The organism is Clostridium sp. CM027 (assembly GCF_024730565.1).
Taxonomy (GTDB): Bacteria; Bacillota; Clostridia; order Clostridiales; family Clostridiaceae; genus Clostridium_AD; species Clostridium_AD estertheticum_B.
The window spans coordinates 1,578,018-1,599,825 of sequence record NZ_CP077725.1; the positions used below are offsets into that span (position 1 = coordinate 1,578,018).

The following is a 21,808-nucleotide window of genomic DNA, read 5'->3' on the forward strand; positions in this document are numbered from 1 at the left end:
ATCTAATCCACCTTTGTTATCACTCCATCTTTTAAATGGATTACTTTGCTAGCATATTTAGTTAAATCGTCATCATGTGTTACCATTATTATTGTTTTATTTTCTTCATTAAGTTTCTTTAGTATATTCATAATTTCCTCTCTAGTTTTACTGTCTAGAGCGCCTGTTGGCTCATCAGCTAAAATCACGTAAGGATTATTAATGAGAGCTCTTGCTATTGCAATACGCTGTTGCTGTCCTCCAGATAATTGTGAAGGTGATTGCTTCTCTTTATGAAGCAATCCTACCGTATCTAAATATTTTTCTACAAGGTGTGCTCTTTCTTTTTTAGGTACATCAGTGCCTTCTTTGTAAAGCAAAGGAAGCTCAACATTCTGACCAATAGTCAATGAATCTATCAAATGAAACTGTTGAAATATAAACCCCAGATAACTATTTCTAAGTTCTGATCTTTCATTTTCACTAAGATGAGTAACATCCTTGCCATTAAACGCATATTTTCCATTATCAAAATGATCAAGAAAACCAAGAAGGTTTAAAAGTGTAGTTTTTCCGCTACCTGATTTCCCCATTATCATAACAAAGTCACCTTGCTCTATAGTTAAATTTATATCCTTCAATACGTGTAATTTAGAATCCTTTAACTTATAATACTTATTAATATTTGTTAACTCAATAAGATTACTCAACAGAAATACCTTCCTTCATTTCTTTAGTAGTTTTCGCTATACGGTCATTTTCATTTAGCCCACTAAGTACAACAACTTCTGATTCCACACCTTTTTTATAAGTAATTGCTTGTTTTTTTAACTTTTTATCCACAACCTTGAACACGTATTGCTTTCCAGCTTCCTCAAGTATTGCACTCTTTGGTATTTTCATATCTTCTTCTTTAAGTTTCACTGTGGCTTGTACATGAAAACCATTGATAACATCTGTTTGTGAATCCAAGGATACATTTGCATCATAATAAGATATAGCAGAAGCTCCACCTGTAGCACCTTGCGCCCCAGCCGCTGCATCTGGCGCTGCTGGACTATTTCCTACACTTTTCACCTTTCCTGTTATGGTTTTATTTATAGCGAATATAAGTATATCCACTTTTTGATTTTCCTTTACCTTTGTTTGATCCTTTTCATTAATATTTCCTTTTACATAAACTGTAGTAGACTCTATTACAATATATGGTTTCGTCATATCTTTAGAATCATTTAATATTACTTTTCCATTTATAGGAGCTTTTATATAAGTGTATTCTTTCTCTTTTGAATTTTTAAGCATCCCTTTTGAAGTATCAATTTGTGCTTGCACAGCATCTATTTGATCTGAGTAGCCACTAATTTGAGCCTCAGTACCTGCTGCAGCCGATGCACCCATGGCAGCTGGATCGACACCAGCCTGTTCTGCTTGTTGTTTTGCTTCTTCCTTCTGCTTTTCTAAAAGTTGTTTTGCTTCTTCTTGTTTATCGACTAATTTCTTTTTTTGCTTGTTAGCATTAGTAATTTCTTGGTTTCCCTTATCTATCTCATCCGTAACCAAACTGTTCCTGTATGTAAAAAGAGCATCACCCTTATTTACTACTTGTCCATTCGTAACCGAAACCTTATTTATTGTTCCTTTTGTTTCATCTCTATATATATTTTCCGTTTTTTCAGGAACAACAACACCGTTTACAAATATTTTCTCTTTAGCCGGTATTGTATATAAAGCTACTTCTTTACCTTTCTTACCTGCTGAATCTTTATTGTTCTTAACTACATATGCAATAATTCCAGATAGTATTATTACACCAATAATGCTTAAAAAAATAATATGTTTCTTTTTCATAGATTTCCCCCCTATAAATACACTTTAAATAAAAAAAAATGTTAAATTAATAACAACTTTCAGAATTATTTTACCACATTTTTCTTTGATTTACAACATTTGCAGCAAAAACTTTGTTTTATGATTTTTTTGCATCCATAAATATGGTTTTATTCCTTATTTAAGCATGCTTTATTTATATCATATTTCATAAAGATCTATAATTCAATACAAAATGCATTAATCGTCATTATTTAGACATAAACGGAATTTAATCTAATTATCTCCTTCTGAAGTCGATATTAAAATTAAATATATAAAAGTTAAAACGGTGAAATTTTATTTAAAAAATTTCACCGTTTATTTTACTCTAGATTCACTATATACTAATTAATATTATTGAACTCTATACATATCTTTGCTTTCCATATATTGAAATATAGATTCTCCACGCTTTTGTTCTTCTATTTGTTTTAATTGATTAACTTTATTTAATAGTTCTGTTGGTTTCATCCCTTTCATCATTAATCTCATGATGGTAAATTTAATTTCATCATATTTATTAAAAATAATTTCTGCTTTTTCAATATCATGATATACCTTCCAATAACCTACCATTTTACATTTAGCGTTCGGATAATCAACAAATGATACTACATCTTCTAGAGGATAGCCTAAAAAAATCCCAATTTCGTGAGGGCATATATTTTCGAATCTTTTGCCTAAAAGCAATAAACATTCCTTTATATTCATTTTTTCATTGTATCCAAATCTTTTTAAAAATTCCATGTTTTTATTATCGCTTATACTTAACTTGATTTTTTCTTTATTATAAAATAGTACAAACGTATTTGTTATATCCTTTTTTAATTCAAAGTAATCAATATCTAGTTTAGCTTTCACTTCATCTTTATATCTTTCCCATATGTTATTTAAGTTTCTATTACTATTACTAAAATTAATTAAAGATGATGTCTTATGCTTTTTAATAGTTGGTCCTGCATTACGTATTATTACTGAAAATAAATACTCCAAATCATCATAACCATCTACAATTTCTAACAATCCCCTTAACTCTACTATTCCCATAAAACACCCTCCATTAATTTCACAATAGTGTTAACACTATCAACTTCATATTAAGTTTACTTTTATTTTTTTGATAATAACGCACCTATTTCCTTACACCTTTCAATACCTTCTTTATCAGCATCGTTATTAATTATAAGCCCATCTACTATAATGTTAGCACCATATGTTTCCATTCTCTCTTGCCAATCCTCCATCCATTCTCCATTGCCCCATCCATAAGAACCAAATAAAATAGTGTTTTTTCCGCTTATTGCGCTCGCAATTGACTCAATAAATGGTTCCATTTCTGATTCCTCAAGCTGCTCTGAGCCCATAGATGGACATCCCAAAGCTACTCCATCTGCATTTATTACGTCCTCTACTTTTGCATCGTTCACATTAAGTAGTCTAACGTTTGCATCTACATTTTTTGCCCCTTCCATAATCCCTACTGCCATAGCCTCTGTATTCCCTGTTCCGCTCCAATAAATAATAACTACATTTTTCAAATCAATTTCCTCCTCATATAAAATATTTTGTACATTCATGTGGTAATAATTTCAATGCATTTTTAAACTTAATTTATATTATCTTATTGCATTGATATTGATTATCATTCTTGATTATATTATAATATATTTAAGTTAGAGGTTTTTTAAAATTATTATTGTCTTTTTTAAAAATATTAAGGAGATGCGATGAAAAATTTACTCAATCACACTGAACTGGTCTTAAGTATTGGAAATAACAACTTAGAAACTGCCAATGCCATATATATAAAAAAGATAAATATACTTTTATCTTCATCGAGTAGCCCAGATGAATTAAAAAAACTAATATATTCAATTAATATCTTTATATACACCTATTTCTGTATTAACAATTCAATCCCCTTGGAGGACTTATGCTATAAAAATCTTAAGCTAATGGACACTTGTCATTTGAAGGAAGACTTAATTTCTTTAGGAGAAAAAATTATTAAAAGCTACACGGAAGTCATTAATAATGGTAAAAAAGCATCAGAAAATGAAATTGTAAACAATGCTTTGGCCTATATTCACTCAAATATTGAGAAAAAAATAACCTTAGAAAAAGTTGCAACTCACATTCATATAAGTAGCAACTATCTATGTTATCTTTTTAAAGTGAACACCGGTTTTAAATTTTGTGAATATATAAACATATATAGAATAAATGTGGCAAAAGATATCCTAGATAATTCCTCTTATCCTTTAGATGTGATTTCTACTAAATCCGGGTTTAATAGTCAAAGTCATTTTTGTACCACCTTCAAGAAATATGTAAGTGTTTCACCTAATGAATATAGAAAAAGGACATATTAATAGAAACTAGAATATCATAAACTGCAAATGCCGTTTCAAATATAAATTCTCCATTTCTATTTATACGTTCACCCCCTATAGCATTGAGATATACAGTTTTATTGTATATCTCAATGCTATAAAATATTTATGATATTTTTTGTTGACATTAAATGCTATACCGAATATACTGTTTATATAGTATATATACGCTATGTACAAAGGAGTTAAATATGAATATTATAATTTCTAATTCATCACAAGATCCAATTTATGAGCAAATAGTAACTCAGATTAAAACAGCCATTATGAATGATGAGTGTTCAGAGGGAGATGTCCTGCCTTCTATAAGAAGTTTAGCAAAAGAACTTCGGATAAGTGTTATAACAACTAAAAGGGCTTATGAAGAGCTTGAAAAAGAAGGTTTTATAGAAACCGTTCCTGGAAAAGGTTCCTATGTTTCTGGTCAAAACAAGGACCTAATAAGAGAAAAGCGATTGACTGCTATAGAAGAAAAACTAGCTGCGGTTATAGCTGAAGGCAAATTTTTAAATTTAAGTTTAGAAGAATTACAAAGCATGCTATCACTACTATATACCGAAGAAAATTAAAATCTATTAAAATTAAAAACCGAACTAATTGAGGAGGAATAAGCATGGATAATATTTTAGAAATAAAAAATCTAAAAAAGTCATATAAAGACTTTACTTTAGATAATCTAACTTTTAATGTTGAAAGAGGCTCTGTAATGGGATTTATAGGTCCAAATGGCTCAGGAAAGAGTACCACCATAAAACTTATAATGAATCTTATTAAAAAAGATAGTGGAGACATAACTGCTTTTGGACTAGATAATTTAAACCATAATAAAGAAATCAAACAAAAAATCGGTTTTGTTTATGACGAAAATTATTTCTATGAAGAATTAAACATCATAGAAATGAAAAATATCCTTCGCCCTTTCTATAAAAACTGGAATGACACCTTGTTTGAAAAATACATAAAAGAATTTGAACTTCCTAAAAAGAATAAAATTAAAACTCTATCAAAAGGAATGAAAATGAAGCTTTCTCTAGCCTTAGCTCTATCTCATAATGCAGAGCTTATTATAATGGATGAACCCACAGCTGGCCTGGATCCAGTATTCAGAAGTGAACTGTTAGATATTTTATACAGTATAATTCAAGATGAAAATGTAAGTATATTCTTTTCAACTCACATAACTACTGACCTTGAAAAGATAGCAGATTATATTACTTTTATTAATAAAGGCAAATTAGTTTTCTCACAAACTAAAGACGAAATTGTTGAAAATTACGGGTTAGTAAAAGGACGTAAGGAGCTTTTAGACAATGATACTAGGCGGGGATTTGTAAGTATAAAAGAAACTAATTTTGGATTTGAAGCTCTAACAAAGGATATTACTCGCGCAAGAAAAATATTTACAGGTAGGGGCATTATTGAAAAAGCTTCTCTTGAAGATATTATGGTATATACAGTTAGGGGGAATATTTAATGTTAAATTTAATAAAAAAGGATATTCTTATTCAGAAAAAAACCATTATATTTGCTTTGCTTTATGCTATTCTTGCGTCAGCTTTTTTTTCTCCAATATTACCTAAGGGCTTTGGTTTATATGTGCTATCCCCCATGGTAATCACATATCTGTTCATAACTCTTGCAGTGCAATATGATGATAAAAACAATAGTGAAGTTATATTAAATAGTTTACCACTTAAAAGATCTGATATTGTTATAGCAAAATATATATCAACCTTTGCATTTGGGCTTATAGGCATTATTTGCTCTACATTAGTTGGGTTTATAGGCAACACCACTAGATTAACAATGTTTATTGGGTCAATTTCACTATTGGATATTGTTTTAGTTACAATGTTTACATGTATATTTAGTTCTATATTTTATCCTGTGTATTTTAAATTTGGGGTTGCTAGAATGAAGATATTTACTGTTTTAATATTTCTGGTATTGTTTTTTGTGCCATCATCACTTATTGACTATATTGCCAAAAATCCAAATAATATTTCAGTACAAAAATTTACTTATTTTGTAAATAACACCTCTAGTTTAACACAAAATTCTTTAGCTCTAATAATAGGATTAATTTTCCTTTTAATTTCTCTAATGATCTCTATACGTATTTATAATAATAAAGAGTTTTAAACTATAATCATTTAACAGTAAAAAATTTCAGTGAACTAAATTAGATTGGAGGTGTTTTTAATGAATAAAAAACAATTTTCAAACATATTTCTTCTTTGTTTAGCGGGAGGATTTTTTATGTTAGGAAATAAATTAGGAATTATCGCCTATGGTATTTCGTCTATATCATTAATTATTTGGGCAATAATTTTCATTAATAAAAAAGAGAAAAAAGATTAACTATACTTGTTATTCTTTCTCTTATTAGTATAATATATGGACATCTAAAGCCCAACAGAGCATGCCTATGGTGTTACTAAACAACTTCCAAGCGTTTTTTTAGGTACCTTTGAAACAAAGTAAAGTTTTATTAAAAAGCCTTCTTTTCACTTATTTAAATGAAAAGAAGGCTTTTTATATATTTTTTGTTTTGTTAAATCATCTCCTGCGGAGCTGCAACAACTTCGCAGAAGATGCATTGACGACTTCAGAAGGAGATTTATACTCCCACTGAAGTTTTCTATTTGTTAGGGCATGCAACTCCCACTTGTAGAAGTGGGAGTCAGGTTGTTTACAAACCCAGTATAATTTTTTTATTATACTGGGCTTTTTGCATGCAATTATGCGATAGCATTTTGAGTTATGGATAAATTTAAAATAACAACTATCTTCTTAGTTAGAAAATCAAAAAACAGTAAAGATAGCAGGCTAGCTATCTTTTTCATATTCTGCACTGCTGCTGTAAGCAGACACTGCTCTTGCACATTTTCTAATCCACGCATATGGCAATAGCGAAGCCCATGCAGTTGTTTTGAATCTGCGAAGCTTCGCTCTATAGTTTCTTTTCTTCTTCTATATATATTTCTGCCTTTATCTGTTCTGGTGAACTTTACAACATCTTCTTTATACGTTTCCCAAACATGTCTTCTAATAGTTTTAAACTTGCTTTTTGCAGAAAAGCATTGAGCTCTATTTGGACATATCTCGCAATATTTTGCATTACCAACATATTCTTTATATCCTTCTCTTGTTGTCGTTTTATAATGTAAAGCCCTTAAGTCAGGGCATACGTAAATGTCCTGTTCTTTAACATATTGGAATTTATTTTTTGTGTACATTCCTTTTGTATGTGGAGACCTACGGTATCCCATTACAGATTTTAATTCCCTCTCATATAGTTCTTTACATATAAGATTTGTAGCATAACCAGCATCTGCACCAACATATTTTGTATTAAAATTAAACTTTTTTATTTGCACATCTAATCTATCGATATAAGGATCAACATCATTTATGTTTCCAGGAGTAACATACACATCAGTAATTATATTATGTTTGCTATCGACAGTTCTGTGATCTAAATATGAGAAGCCTTCCGGCTTGCCACCTCTCATCATATACCCACTGTCAGGGTCGGTTGTGCTAACTTTAGTTTCTTTTATTTTGGTAACAGGGTCTTTTTCTTTTAAAGGTTTTTTACCATGGTTTATTCTATCTTCTTCTACTGCTTTATTAAGTTCAGCTATATATTCTTTCGGCGTTTTTTCAACTTCAATTTTCACATGCTTTCGCTTATTAGCATTTGCTTTTAGGTGTGTAGAATCTGTGTAAAGTATTTTATCGGTTACCATCTTAAGATTTATAGCCTTAAATACTACTTCGTCAAATATTTTTTGAAACACATCTGTACCTTTAAACCGTCTACGTCTATTTTGGCTAATTGTTGAATGATCTGGAATAGGATCAGTAAGACTTAGTCCTAGAAACCATCTATAAGCCACATTTACTTCAATGTCCTTTACAAGTTGTCGTTCAGATTTTATTCCAAATAAGTACCCAATAAACAGCATTTTAAAAAGTATAATAGGATATGAAGATAGGTAAGACTCTGATATTACTACCTCGGTCTTTTCCCCCTTCCCACACTGTACGGGCGACTTTCATCGCATACAGCGTTCCAACGTCTGACAAACTGAAAACTCAAATATATTTATAACCACTTTTGAAATCAAGTTTTTTTTTTTTTTTTTTTTTTTTTTTTTTTTTTTTTTTTTTTTTTTTTTTTTTTTTTTTTTTTTTTTTTTTTTTTTTTTTTTTTTTTTATAGCAAACTTATCAATTCTTCGACCCTTTTATGATACTTCTTTCCAACCACATCATATAATTTTGCTCTATTATTACTATGTAGTATGATATGTTGCTCCTTACTTAGTATGCATAGATTATTATAATCGTCTTTACCACCCTTATTACAAGGCACTATATGATGGCAATGATAATCTTCTACTGGAACTACTTCCCCAGAGATATGACTCAATCCATGTAACGAACTATATTTACTAATTCTAAATTGACTAAATCTACTTGCCTGACGAGATAATTTAGCACTCTCTACAAGGTACTTAATATCATTAAGAGATACACCAGGCTTATGGTTTTTCTTTTCACCATAATCGTACGGATTGATTCTACATATTTTACCTTTTATTGCACTCACTAATTTATATTCCCAATTAGCCCATTCTATATGAACAATTGGTATATCATACAACATGTAGTATCCTGTTTTACCCCAACTTTTATATGTACCCTTTCTAAAATTATTCTTGATTTTTTGTTCTGTTATAAACTTAATTCGACCTTCCATTGTATTATAAAACCTTTTGTAAATTCGCCATCCTAACTTTCCAAAACATTTATTAAACTCATTCATACCTTTATAGTAATTATGTAATCCTATAATATATACATTCCAAGCCATGATGTTCTCATAACTAGGTATTTTTTTAATATCATTAAGTCTTTTACAACATTCTTCTACTATTAAATTCCCCTTATCCTTTGGTAAGCTGTTAATTACCATTAGCTCCTTACCATTTCTTATTCTACTACGTTTTTGATAAAGCTTAAAATTATAGCCCAGATATTTCATCTTTTCTTTCTTTAAATCATAAATTTTAGTTTTATCTTCATTAATAATAAGTTTCATATTTTTTGTAAGATATTTCGTTACACTATATTTAAACTTTTCAGCATCACTCTTACTCTTACATAAAACTAAAATGTCATCAGCGTACCTTACATGGATACCAATTTTCAAATTAGTTCTTCTCATATTTGAACGTCTATTGTCTATATTATGAAACTTATTAACACTTTTATCATGCCAATCATCACCCTGATCTCGCAACCATACATCAAAACGATGAAGGTACACATTTGATAATAATGGTCCTATAATACTACCTTGTGCAGAACCCTTCGGGTCATAGATTTTGCACCCTGCTTCTAGGTAACCTTTCTTAATAAAACGATAAATATAGTTTAATATTACTTGGTCATGTATTCCCATATGCCATAGTTCCCTATACATAATATTAGGGTCTATAGTTCCAAAATAATCCTTCATGTCTACAGATAAGACATATGGCATAACATTAGTTTGGTTTTTAACTTTTGCTATTGCATTATGTGTTGATACTTGCTCCCTAAATCCAAAGGAACTAGGAACAAACTTAGTTTCACAGTACGGGTCTAATACTAGCTGAATACACTTCTCAACAAGCTTATCCCAGATTGTGCATATGCCAATAGGTCGTTTCTTACCATCACCTTTAGGAATATAAATACGTTTAACATAATCCATCTTTTTATTAAGTAAACGGTCTTTTACTATCATACCTAACTCAATAAAATTCGTTTTTGCTATGGTATCATAATTAGAACCATCTGGTCCTTTTGTCATTCTTCCTTTACCCTTGCTAAGTTGACGTACTGCTAGCATAACATTCTCTTCGGAATAAACTAAAGGACTTAAATTACGCAAATCTATATTTCCATTTTTAAAATCTTCAAATCTCTGTTTCATATCTATGAAGTAAATATTATTTATACTCGTTAGTCTGACTCTCCTCATTTCTGTACGAATAGTCTCTTTCATCTAATTTGGCGAATTAGAAATTTACAAATTATTTTATATACATCACACGTCTAAGGCTCTTTCCTCTCCTATATTTCTTAATATAGGATACTAACGGTACTACAGCCTCGCTGTTAACCCATTCATAATCTTTATTGATTTACCCTTTCGGTGCAATCAGTCCCCAATTATTATTACACGGAGTGTAATTAGGTCAATCACCTTTCCCAATATTTTCGCTTTATATATCATACTTAGGTCTCCTCTATATTCCGTTCTTTTCAGTTCTTACCTGGATACGTCTCACACGCATTCTCCAACCACCATAAGGTCGTCCCCCTTCTGCACGCGTAGACATACATTGAGGTAAAAAAATTTTTACACCCTCCCATCTGAACTAGGGATAGGGATTATCTGTTACGAAATTTAAATACAAGGAAATTATAACCATATATGACTGGACCCGAAGTGTAGCATTACTGCCAGTGTCTCCGTCTTCACCTATGCTTCGCAACGTTACATTACTGCAAGGCTGGCAGGAGTATTAGTCAGACTCAGTATCCATAAGATATTAGGCTCTCATGCTGGTCTCGAAAATATTAGTTACCTACAATAATAATTGTAGGTCTACAGCAGTGTTCACTCTACTACGAGGATATTATGCTGTAATTAAGGTCGCACCTACGCCAGGTCTTCCATTATCTAAGCAGTAATATTTTTTAGTCAGTTCTCTTATAAAAGAGAAATCCATGTATTTATCTATATTTCTCAGAATATGGTCTTTAGGAACTAAATCTTCTAAATACACCATTTCTAGTTTTTGTTGTGTGAAGTTCTTTTCATTAATCATAATAATGCCCTCCGAATTATAAAGTTTGTATACTATATATATTCGACATTGATGTCCTAAAATCCTTTTTGAATATGAAAAAACACTCCAATTTTAAATTAGAGTGTTTTACATTTTATGTTTGTCAACGGTCTGAACTCCCACTTGTAGAAGTGGGAGTCTTTCCTTCCCAAATGTCGTTAAAGGAGTATTTTATATATAGGAATTATAAATAGACTTAATAACGTGGATAGAGCAATCATAATAGCAGCATATTGGTAATCTGCATCGTAAGATTTAGACACTATAGCAGTAGTAGTCATTACTGGCATAGCTGCTTGAATAATAAATATATTTTTCATGATTTGAGGTAAAGGAATGAATTTACATATTAACACTACCAGTAGTGGCGATATTATAAATCTTCCCAATAAAATGCCCCACATATCCTTATTGAAACGTATTCCTTTTAAATTTACATAATAAATTGTGTTACCAATAAACAACATAGATAGAGGGGTAGTTAAATTTCCGAAATATTTACAAGTATCCATTAGGAATGCAGGTACAGGAATAGCTAAAAGTATTAATATTATAGCTACTACAAATCCCATTAGAGGAGGTGAAAATATTCTTTTTAAAGTATCCGGTGATGCAAATTTATTAGATCCTCCATTCCCATCTTTACTTATTTCAAAAACACCTATAGTCCAAAAGAATGTAGTATTAACTATATAGTATATCAAAACATAAGGAACACATTTTGAACCAAATAAGGCTAGATTTACTGGCAATCCGATAAATATACTATTAGATACAAAGAACATAGATGAAAAGGAACCACGCCTATTTTTCGTAACATTAAAAACTTTTACAAAGGTCTTGCCAATTAAATAAGTAAGAGCTATTGAAATTATTGGAACTATAATACCCTTCCCTAAACTTAAAAGCTTTGCCCTGTCAAAGTCCTTCATAAGATTGCTAATCATCAAAGCCGGTAACGCTACATTGATAACAATTTTTGCGAATAGCTTTGCACCGGACTTATCCATCCAATTTTTTTTCGTTAGCCACCATCCAATAGCTATCATTATAACAATACTAAATATACTACCAAAAGCATTTAAAAGTTCCATAAATACCCCCCTTTTAATTGTCGTATTAATTATAATGATTTATTTCTTACATATAGACTTTGTAGCAATAATATCTACGCCAAGACCCAACACATTGTTAATAATCACTTGTTCAATTTCTATAGGTGCATCAGCTTCTATATTCTTAATTTCTTTCATAACATCAAATATCCTGTTTTTAGGAATAGATGTTGTTGTCCTTACACTAACCAGTGGCATTTCTCCATTATTTACTTTAACTAATGATGAAATAGTTCTCTTAGGATTTTGTATTTCTTGCGTTGCATATGCTATTCCTTTTTTACAGGAAGCTCCAGTTACATTTTTGATAATGTTTTCTTCTAGTTCTAAAGTTAATTCACAACCATTAGGACAAACTATACATGTCATTTCTCTATTCATTGTGATACCACCACCTTAATGTTTTCTTCACTAATAATATCCTCTTTTTTTAATGTTAAGCGTATCATTTCTGCAGGATTCAATTTTTTAAAGTTCCTTGTTTTAATCACTTTTTCGCCCTGCACAATTTCTATAACTCCATCTCTTGAAGGCCTACTAACCCTTAAAGTTACCTCTACATCTTGCTTCCCACTTATTTTTTGTGGAACTACATTATTAATAGTTTTATCTGTTGTTATTAAAATATGACTTTCATTTTGTTTTTCATTTCTTATATATTTTGCTGCTGCCTTAGCAAGATTTTCTCCTTCATCAGATACAAAATCCACTAAATCATGCACATGAAGCACATTGCCAGCTGCATAAATTCCTTCTACGTTAGTTTGTAAATTTTCGTCCACAATAGGTCCTTTAGTTCGTTCATCAATTTTCACTCCAGCTTTAAGAGATAACTCATTTTCAGGAATAAGACCAACAGATAGTATTAATGTATCACATTGATATTCTATTTCTGTGCCTGAAATAATTTGTCCATTCTTATCTAATTCACTCACTGTTACTGCTTGCAATCTTTCTTTTCCTTTGATGTTTGTTACCGTATGACCTAAATATAAGGGAATATTATAGTCATTTAAACATTGTTCTATATTTCTTGGCAATCCACTAGGATAAGGTAGTTTTTCTATTACAGCCAATACTTTTGCTCCTTCTAGTGTGAGTCTCCTTGCCATTATAAGTCCGATATCTCCAGAACCTAGTATAACAATTCTTTTTCCAACCATAATATTTTTTAGGTTCATATAGCTTTGAACTACTCCAGCAGTAAATACACCTGCAGGTCTTGTCCCAGGTATGCTTATTGCTCCTCTTGTTCTTTCTCTACACCCCATGGTGAGCACCACTACTTTAGCTTTATATTTTTTTAGCCCTTCCCTTGTAACTGATATAACCTCCTTGTTATTTGTAATATTTATTACAGTCGCTCCTGTTTGTAATTCAATATTCGCTTTTTTTACCTGTTCTACAAATCTAGCCGCATATTCAGGACCGCTAAGCGCCTGCTTAAATCTTTGTAAACCAAAACCATCATGAATACATTGTTTTAATATTCCACCAAGCTTTTCTTCTCTTTCTAATATTAAAACATCTTCTATACCTTCTTCTTTTAGTTTTAGAGCTGCTGCAAGTCCAGCTGGGCCACCACCAATTATAACTGCTTCCTTTTGAATTACGTCCATTGTCTTACCTCCCCAGAAAACATTTTTCCATTTTCTCTTAAATAAGTTATTTCAGCTACTTTTTTATTTTTTTCTTTCATAATTATTTCTGCAATTCTAGTTTGACAATATCCACCTTGGCATCTTCCCATCATAGATCTTGTTCTATATTTAATGCCTGTTAATGTATCTACTCCTAATGGATTTCTTATTGCTTGTATAATTTCTGCTTTTGTGACGTTCTCACATCTACAAATAATTTCTCCATAATCTGAATTTTCTTTTATAAGTGCGTCTTGTTTTTCTTCAGATTGTTCTATAAACTTTACTACTGCATTTCTTATAGGATTGAATTTTTTATTTTCTTTTAAATCTTCCTTGTTCTTAATTTTTTCTACTACATATTCTGCAATTGGGACTGCTGAAGTGAGTCCTGGCGATTCAATTCCAATTAAGTTAATTACATTAGGGATTTCCTTTCTTTCTTCTATTACAAAATCTGCATATCCACCTTTTTCTTTACTAACAAGCTTTGGTCTAATGCCTGTGAAATTTCTAATAAAATGTTCTCTTTTAATTTGAGGCAATATTTTTGTGCCTTCTTTTATAAGCATGTCCATAACATCCTCAGTTGATGAATAGTTATCATTTTCATCTATATACTGAGCACTTGGTCCGATAAATATATTGCCATGAATTGAAGGCGTAAGATGTACACCAAGACCTCCCTCTTTCTTATTAGGAACTGGATAGGCTGGAATTTCAAGAAACTTGCCTATGCTTTGATCAAGAATAAAATATTCTCCTCTACATGGATATATTGTATAATCTGTAACACCAACCAGACCTGCTATTTTATCAGAATTTAATCCAGCACTATTAATTACCCATCTACTATAATAAGTTTCTCCATTTTTTGTAGTAATTTTATAACAACTTTCTTTTTTTTCAATGTTAATTACTTCTCTACCTAAATAAAAATCCACACCATTTTGGCAAGCATTTTCTGCTAATGCAATTGTATATATAAATGGATCCAATACACCTGTCATTGGAGAATATAAAGCTGCTGTCCCTTCTACATTAGGTGCTAATTCTTTAATTTTTTCACGGCCTACAATTTCAAGACCTGGAACTCCATTTTTTTCTCCTAGTGCTTTTAAATCTTTTAATCCTTCCATATCTTCTTCACTAAAGCCTATTACAAGTTTCCCCGTTCTTTTAAAGGGTATATCTAATTCTTTTGCAACTTTATCAAATCCTAAGCATCCTTGTACACAAAATTTTGCCATAAGTGTTCCAGGTTTGCTGTTAAATCCTGCATGAAGCACTCCACTATTCCTACCACTTGTCTCACATACTACATCTAGTTCTTTCTCTAATACACCTATATTAATTTCATATTTTGAAAGTTCCCTTGCAATTGCACTACCAACTACTCCTGATCCGATAACGATTACATCATATTGCTGCTTTTTCAATTACATCACCCCTTACTCTATTTTCAATAATATAAATATTTAAGTTTTCATATTAAGTTAATTGAGTATACTAAATTACCTCAATACTATTCTAACTATTTATAAATATATTGTCAATAAATCCTTTCAATATTTAACCAATTATGGCTAACCCTGTTATTAATAAAAGAAAAATCCTCAAACTAATTAAATAGTCTGAGGGAATGTAATATTAACAATAGGTCGATCCTACTATATTTTAAGAATCTTTTCAAGCTGTATTTGCATCTCATTCTTTGCGCATTTAGTTTTATGAAGTACTGGTCTTGTTTCTAAATCTTTTATCCCTACTGGAATATCGACCTTTGTTATTTTACTAAGTTCCACTATTAATTCAAAGTCATTTAGCCCTGTGTATTTTGCATCTATTGATTTCATAACATCTGGCGTAAATTTATATGGGCTTGCCGTCGACACAATAACTGTCTTGGCTCTATCCTTTGATTCTTTTAAATATTTTTGATAAACCGCATAGGAAACTGCAGTATGTGTATCAATTACATAATTAGTAGTTTTATAAACCTCAGTTATTGCCTTTGCCGTATCCTCCTCACTTGCATAGCCTCCAAAGAAATCCTTTAGCCCTTTTTTCATATCATCATCAATCTCATATTTACCATCTTTTTTAAGCTTATTCATAAGGTCTTTTATCTTACTTGAATCTTCCCCACTTATAGCATATAAAAGTCTTTCAAGGTTACTTGAAATCAATATATCCATTGAAGGAGACATAGTAATTACAAAATCCCTTACCCTATCATATGTGCCTGTATTTATAAAATCAAATAATACTTTATTTTCATTTGAAGCACAAATTAGCTTTTTAATTGGTAATCCCATTTTCTTTGCATAGTATCCTGCCAATATATCGCCAAAATTACCAGTAGGAACACAGAAATTTATCTCTTCCCCTATTTTTATGTCTCCCATATTACAAAGCTGAGCATATGCATAGAAATAATATACAACCTGTGGTATTAGTCTTCCAATATTTATTGAATTAGCTGATGAGAACATTTTATTATTTTCTTCTAATCTCTTGAGAAGGCCCTCATCTGTAAGCATCTGTTTAACTCCATTTTGTGCATCATCAAAGTTTCCATCAATTCCTATTACAAAAGTATTATCCCCAGATTGCGTTAACATCTGCCTTTTTTGAATCTCACTAACACCTTCCTGTGGGAAAAAGACTATTATCTTTGTGCCTTCTACATTTGCAAAACCTTCTAGTGCTGCTTTGCCTGTATCACCAGATGTGGCCGTAAGAATAACCATTTCTTTATCAATGTTTAACTTCTTTACTGCATTTTTTAAAAGATAAGGTAATATTGATAAAGCCATATCCTTAAATGCTAAAGTTGGTCCATGGTATAATTCTAAAAAATATAATCCACCATTCTTTGAAATCGGCGCAATAGCTGACACATCAAACTTTTCATCATAAGCCATATCTATAGCCTCTAATAAATCCTTTTCATCGTAATCAGTTAAAAATTCTTTCATTATAGTAAATGCTAATTCTTTATAATTCATATGACATAATTCGGCAAGTCCTATAGTTAACTTTGGTATTGATGTTGGTACAAAAAGTCCCCCATCCTCGCTTAGTCCTCTTGCAATAGCTTCTGCGGATTTTACTTCTTTTTCATTTCCGCGAGTACTCTTATAATATATTTGTTTCATAAATTTTTTTCCCCCTATATACTACCTTTTATAAAGTAATCCATTAACTTATATCCTTCCGGAAAATATAGTCCTGTCTCTTTAGCCGCGAATTCATTATAAGAGCCATTTAGGTTGTCCTTTTCTTTATTACTTTCATATATTAAAAACGGAACCGGCTCTCCTGTATGAGTCCTAAGTACAAGTGGTGTAAGATGATCTGGGAGTATTATCATTTTATAATCTTCACCAGTTCTATCCATTTCATCTTTTATAACCTTTACTATTTGATTGTCTATATACTCTATGGCTTTATATTTATTTTCTATTTCACATCTATGTCCACATTCATCTGGAGCTTCAACATGAATATAAACAAAATCATTCCCCTTTGCCATTTCGCCTAGAGCGGCCTCTGCTTTACCTTTAAAATTAGTATTAATATTTCCAGTAGCCCCTTCTACATCAATAATGTCCATCCCTGCACACATTCCTATTCCTTTTATTAAATCAACAGCAGAAATTACTGAGCCTTTTAAATTATATTTTTTATAAAAGCTAGATAAGAGCGGTTTCTTTCCTTCACCCCAGATCCATATTGAATTAGCTGGCTTTAGTCCCCTTGCTACTCTCTTTTTATTTATATCATGCCCTGATAAAAATTCGAAACTTTTTTTCATCATTTCTTCAAATATTTCACTACCAAGTCCTTTAGGCATATAATCCTTTACCTTTTTATCTAGAATGTCATGTGGTGGTGTAAGTTTCCAAGAGTATGGTCCGTTATCCCATATCATAAGATGCCTATAGCCAATACCTGGATAAAACTTTATTGCCTCAGCGTTTAAATACTCACTTAATTCTTTTATTAATATTCCTGCCTCTTGCGTTGTAATTTCATCAGAACTATGGTCAATCATAGTTTTTTCCTCATAGGGCTGGTCGTCAGATACCGTTACCAAATTACATCTAAATGTTACATCTGTATCTAACATTTGGACTCCCATGCTTGCTGCTTCAAATGGTGAACGTCCACTATAGTACACAAATGGATCATATCCCAAAACAGCCATGTTTGCTGTATCGCTGCCTGCCGGCATACCCTCTGGCACAGTTTTAGCTAATCCTTGAGTGCCGTGCTTTGCCATATAATCTATAGTAGGCGTATTAGCGTATTGAAGAGGTGTTTTGTCGTTAAGCTCCTTCACAGGATAATCTGCCATTCCATCTCCTAGTACTACAATATATTTCATATTAATACTCCTTTTTATTATTATTTATTATATGTATTAACCATAAGCATCTGACTATCATTCTTTATACTACTATACGTAAAAAAGAGCTTTATCAAATTATTGTTTTTTATTGTAACTCATATAAAATCAAATGTCAATGCAAACATACATTTCATAAATATTCATAAAATATATTATATTTGCAATTATTGTATTTATACTTTATTCTAAAAGTAAAACTGATTGGAGCGTACTATGGTAATTGATAAACAAGAAGTATTAAGATATTTGGGCTATAAAAATCAAATTATTAATAAGAGTATAATTGATTTAGTTGATGAATGTTGCGGTGAGATTATTGACATATGTAAAGAAAATTTTGTATATGAAATTTTTGATATTGAAAGAAAAAATGATCAGATTTTCCTCTTGGGTAGTACGTTAGTTTTAAAAGATGCAGATATAATAAATCTCCTAGTAAATTCAAGAAAATGTGTGGTTATGGCCGCAACATTAGGGATAAATGTGGATAGTAGAATATCTTACTATTCAAGATTTAATATTACAAAGGGTTTAATTATGGACGCCTGTGCAACCACCGCAATAGAAACCTTATGTAATGAGTTGCAAGATGAGATTATGAAAAATGCCTTAATAGATAATTTGCATATTACAACTAGATACAGCCCTGGATATGGAGACTTCTCTATTAATAATGGGTCAGAAATATTAAATGTTTTAGATGCTTATAAAAAAATAGGACTATCTATTACTGAAAATAGTATCATGATACCAAGAAAATCGGTAACAGCACTTATAGGTCTTAGTGAAGTTGCAAGTTTAAAATCAATTGATAAATTACAAAAATGTAAAATTTGTAAAAATAAAAATTGTGAATTCAGAAAGGATGGTAGATATTGTGTGTAGAAAAATAAACTTTAATAATTTTTTATTATTTGATGGAGCTATGGGAACAATGCTGCAAAAATACGGAATTAAGATGGGTGAATTACCAGAAAGCTATAATATATTGCACCCAGAAATCATTGAAAAAATACATGGAGAATACTTAGATGCAGGAAGTGACGTTATTACCACAAATACATTTGGTGCCAATAGTTATAAGCTTAAAGACACGCAATATACCGTTGAAGGTATTGTTGGAAGTGCTGTGAGAATTGCAAGAAAAGCGGCTGGTGATAATCTTGTTGCACTTGATATTGGCCCTATTGGTCAATTAATGGAGCCACTTGGAACATTATCATTCAATAATGCATATGAGGCTTTTGCAGAGCAGATTAAAATTGGCTCTAGGGAAGGCGCTGATATAATTCTTATTGAGACAATGTCAGATATTTATGAAGCGAAGGCTGCCATTCTTGCGGCAAAAGAAAATAGTTCTCTTCCAATAGTATGTACAATGTCGTATCAAGGTGACGAGCGCACATTAACGGGAACAGACCCAATAACTATGGTGAACGTACTTCAAGGCCTTGGAGTAGATGCAATTGGGGTAAATTGTTCTTTAGGACCAAATGAAATGCTTCCAATAATAACAAAAATACTTAAGTACTCAAGTATTCCTGTTATAGTCCAACCTAATGCAGGTCTTCCTAAACTTGTAAATGGAGACGCAGTTTTCGATGTTCAGGCCCATGAATTTGCGCAGTATGCAAAAATTATGGCAGAAATGGGTGTTACGATTTTCGGTGGATGCTGTGGTACCGCTTGCGAGCATATAACAGCTATAAAGGCTGAACTTAAAAAATTAAAGCCTGTACGCCGTGATGTTAAAAGAATAACGGCAGTAAGTTCCCCCTCTTTAACAGTAGTCCTTGGAGGACAAATAAAAATTATCGGTGAGCGAATAAATCCTACAGGCAAAAAGAAACTTAAAGAGGCTTTAAAAAATAATAATATGGACTATATACTCTATGAAGCTATTAATCAAAGAGATGCAGGAGCAGATATACTAGATGTAAATGTGGGACTTCCTGAAATCGACGAGCATGAGGTTATGATACGAACAATAAAAGAATTACAAAGTGTAATAAATCTTCCCCTTCAAATTGATAGTGTTAGATGTGACGTAATTGAGTCAGCAGTGAGAATATATAACGGAAAACCACTAATAAACTCTGTTAATGGTAAAGACGAAGTAATGGCTTCCATATTTCCAATTGTTAAAAAATATGGTGCATGTGTAATAGGTTTAACTATTGACAAGGATGGCATTCCAAAAACGGCTGAAGGCAGGCTTAAAATAGCCCAGAAAATTGTACAAAAGGCTGAAGAGTACGGAATAGATAAATCAGATATTATAATAGATTGTCTTGTTTTAACTGCATCAGCGCAGCAAAGTGAAATTAAAGAGACAATTCGAGCAGTTGAACTTGTTAAATCTAATCTAGGAGTTAAAACTACTCTTGGAGTAAGCAATGTATCATTTGGTTTACCACAAAGAGAACTATTAAATAGAACGTTCCTTGCTGCAGCATTAACCGCTGGCCTTGATGCACCAATACTCAATCCTCTATCCCCCGATATGATGGCGACTATTAATGCATTTAATGTTTTATGGAATAAAGATAAAGCTTCAAAAAAATATATAGATGCTTATTCATCCTTTGAAGGAAAACCAGTTGGTAAAGAAGTTGTAAATGCTAAAGATTTAAATCAAACTATTATTGATGGTTTGAAAGAAGAATCTTCGAAAATAACAAAAGAACTTTTGAAAACTATGTCAGAACTTGAAGTTGTAAACAAATATCTAATTCCATCACTTGATATTGTGGGCCAAAAATATGAAAGCGGAGAAATATTTCTTCCTCAATTATTACAATCTGCAGAAGCAGTAAAGAAATCTTTTGAGGTAATCAAAGAAAGAATGATGGCAAGCACGGATAAAAAACTTAGCAAAGGTACAATTGTGCTTGCAACTGTTAAAGGAGATATACACGATATAGGAAAAAACATAGTGAAAATCCTACTCGAAAACTATGGATTTGAGGTAATTGACCTTGGTAAAGATGTACACGAGGATATAGTTGTTAATGCAGTTCGCAGCGGAAACATTAAATTAGTTGGTTTAAGTGCTCTTATGACCACAACAGTTAGGAGCATGGGTGAAACAATAAAAGCACTTAGAGACAATAACTTGGATTGCACTGTTCTTGTTGGAGGCGCTGTCTTAAATGAAGAGTATGCAAAAATGATAGGAGCAGATTATTATGCAAAAGATGCAACTCAAACTGTAAAATTTGCAAGAAAATTATTCGAATGTGAATAAGGGATGCATCCTGTGAACTATCGACCGCGTGACTCGAAATAAGAGCTTGAAACGTGAAATTCCATTAAGAAATTCTAATCTTTTGCAAATATTAAATTCTCTGACGCTCACATTCGGCTTACGGCCGGTTCACTAGCCTGACTTCCTGTCAGGCTCACGAGTATTTAATATTGGCAAAACAAGAATTTCTAAATGGAATTTCAATGTTTCTGCGCTTCTTATTTCGAGTCACTCTGGT

General features: G+C 31.5%; 18 protein-coding genes and 2 pseudogenes. 7 read left to right on the forward strand and 13 right to left on the reverse strand.

All coding sequences use genetic code 11. The features are described from left to right. Positions 1-2: 2 nt before the first annotated feature. The 4 genes from KTC92_RS07615 to KTC92_RS07630 all read right to left on the reverse strand — a co-directional run bounded on the left by KTC92_RS07615 (position 3) and on the right by KTC92_RS07630 (position 3,386). Complete coding sequence (locus tag KTC92_RS07615; RefSeq protein ID WP_202881874.1) at positions 3-692, reverse strand: ABC transporter ATP-binding protein; 690 nt, start codon at positions 690-692, stop codon at positions 3-5. Further along, on the reverse strand, positions 682-1,827 hold the full coding sequence (locus KTC92_RS07620) for an efflux RND transporter periplasmic adaptor subunit (protein ID WP_216302860.1): 1,146 nt from the start codon (positions 1,825-1,827) through the stop codon (positions 682-684). Before KTC92_RS07620 ends, KTC92_RS07615 begins: the two co-directional genes overlap by 11 nt. Before the next feature lie 375 nt (positions 1,828-2,202). After that, positions 2,203-2,895, reverse strand: a complete 693-nt coding sequence (locus KTC92_RS07625; RefSeq protein ID WP_220287042.1) for a DUF3793 family protein — start codon at positions 2,893-2,895, stop codon at positions 2,203-2,205. 62 nt (positions 2,896-2,957) lie between these two features. Beyond that, positions 2,958-3,386, reverse strand: a complete 429-nt coding sequence (locus tag KTC92_RS07630) for a flavodoxin (protein WP_220287043.1) — start codon at positions 3,384-3,386, stop codon at positions 2,958-2,960. Between the two features lie 189 nt (positions 3,387-3,575). Between KTC92_RS07630 and KTC92_RS07635 the strand changes: the two genes are divergently transcribed. The 5 genes from KTC92_RS07635 (at position 3,576) to KTC92_RS07655 (ending at position 6,602) form a co-directional block, all read left to right on the forward strand. Further along, positions 3,576-4,220: a helix-turn-helix transcriptional regulator gene (locus KTC92_RS07635; protein ID WP_216302863.1), complete on the forward strand. Its 645-nt coding sequence runs from the start codon at positions 3,576-3,578 to the stop codon at positions 4,218-4,220. A 212-nt stretch (positions 4,221-4,432) separates the two neighbouring features. After that, positions 4,433-4,810, forward strand: a complete 378-nt coding sequence (locus KTC92_RS07640) for a GntR family transcriptional regulator (RefSeq protein ID WP_216302864.1) — start codon at positions 4,433-4,435, stop codon at positions 4,808-4,810. Positions 4,811-4,854: 44 nt separating this feature from the next. Beyond that, positions 4,855-5,715 carry an ABC transporter ATP-binding protein gene (locus KTC92_RS07645; protein WP_220287044.1) on the forward strand — a complete coding sequence of 287 codons (861 nt, stop codon included), beginning with the start codon at positions 4,855-4,857 and terminating at the stop codon, positions 5,713-5,715. Next, positions 5,715-6,383: an ABC-2 transporter permease gene (locus KTC92_RS07650; RefSeq protein ID WP_220287045.1), complete on the forward strand. Its 669-nt coding sequence runs from the start codon at positions 5,715-5,717 to the stop codon at positions 6,381-6,383. The genes KTC92_RS07645 and KTC92_RS07650 overlap by 1 nt, the downstream gene beginning before the upstream one ends. A 60-nt stretch (positions 6,384-6,443) precedes the next feature. Continuing rightward, entirely contained in the window at positions 6,444-6,602 is a 159-nt protein-coding gene (locus KTC92_RS07655) for a hypothetical protein (protein ID WP_220287046.1), read from the forward strand. 380 nt (positions 6,603-6,982) lie between these two features. Here KTC92_RS07655 and KTC92_RS07660 read toward each other — a convergent pair. From KTC92_RS07660 to KTC92_RS07700, 9 genes and pseudogenes are all read right to left on the reverse strand, one after another. Continuing rightward, positions 6,983-8,230, reverse strand: a pseudogene (locus tag KTC92_RS07660) (IS1182 family transposase); the annotation flags it as partial. Positions 8,231-8,462: 232 nt separating this feature from the next. Continuing rightward, positions 8,463-10,229 carry a reverse transcriptase domain-containing protein gene (locus KTC92_RS07665; RefSeq protein ID WP_220287873.1) on the reverse strand — a complete coding sequence of 589 codons (1,767 nt, stop codon included), beginning with the start codon at positions 10,227-10,229 and terminating at the stop codon, positions 8,463-8,465. A 718-nt stretch (positions 10,230-10,947) separates the two neighbouring features. After that, positions 10,948-11,130, reverse strand: a pseudogene (locus KTC92_RS07670) (IS5/IS1182 family transposase); the annotation flags it as partial. Positions 11,131-11,309: 179 nt separating this feature from the next. After that, a complete protein-coding gene (locus KTC92_RS07675; protein WP_220286473.1) occupies positions 11,310-12,245 on the reverse strand; it encodes an AEC family transporter in 936 nt (311 codons plus the stop codon). A 39-nt stretch (positions 12,246-12,284) separates the two neighbouring features. Then, positions 12,285-12,647 (reverse strand): DUF1667 domain-containing protein, encoded by a 363-nt coding sequence (locus KTC92_RS07680; protein ID WP_216302869.1) that lies wholly within the window; start codon positions 12,645-12,647, stop codon positions 12,285-12,287. Next, positions 12,644-13,885, reverse strand: coding sequence for an NAD(P)/FAD-dependent oxidoreductase (locus KTC92_RS07685; RefSeq protein WP_258875994.1), 1,242 nt, complete (start codon positions 13,883-13,885; stop codon positions 12,644-12,646). The genes KTC92_RS07680 and KTC92_RS07685 overlap by 4 nt, the downstream gene beginning before the upstream one ends. Continuing rightward, the gene (locus KTC92_RS07690) at positions 13,876-15,345 is read right to left on the reverse strand and encodes an NAD(P)/FAD-dependent oxidoreductase (protein WP_220286474.1); all 1,470 of its coding nucleotides are present in this window, start codon (positions 15,343-15,345) and stop codon (positions 13,876-13,878) included. Before KTC92_RS07690 ends, KTC92_RS07685 begins: the two co-directional genes overlap by 10 nt. A 231-nt stretch (positions 15,346-15,576) precedes the next feature. After that, entirely contained in the window at positions 15,577-17,067 is a 1,491-nt protein-coding gene (gene thrC, locus KTC92_RS07695; RefSeq protein WP_220286475.1) for a threonine synthase, read from the reverse strand. Between the two features lie 14 nt (positions 17,068-17,081). Beyond that, positions 17,082-18,299: a cofactor-independent phosphoglycerate mutase gene (locus tag KTC92_RS07700; protein WP_216302872.1), complete on the reverse strand. Its 1,218-nt coding sequence runs from the start codon at positions 18,297-18,299 to the stop codon at positions 17,082-17,084. Between the two features lie 237 nt (positions 18,300-18,536). Here KTC92_RS07700 and KTC92_RS07705 point away from each other — a divergent pair, with 237 nt between their 5' ends. Together KTC92_RS07705 and KTC92_RS07710 are read left to right on the forward strand one after the other, a co-directional pair. Beyond that, positions 18,537-19,208, forward strand: coding sequence for a vitamin B12 dependent-methionine synthase activation domain-containing protein (locus KTC92_RS07705; RefSeq protein WP_220286476.1), 672 nt, complete (start codon positions 18,537-18,539; stop codon positions 19,206-19,208). Beyond that, positions 19,189-21,570, forward strand: coding sequence for a homocysteine S-methyltransferase family protein (locus tag KTC92_RS07710; protein WP_220286538.1), 2,382 nt, complete (start codon positions 19,189-19,191; stop codon positions 21,568-21,570). The genes KTC92_RS07705 and KTC92_RS07710 overlap by 20 nt, the downstream gene beginning before the upstream one ends. Positions 21,571-21,808 lie beyond the last annotated feature (238 nt).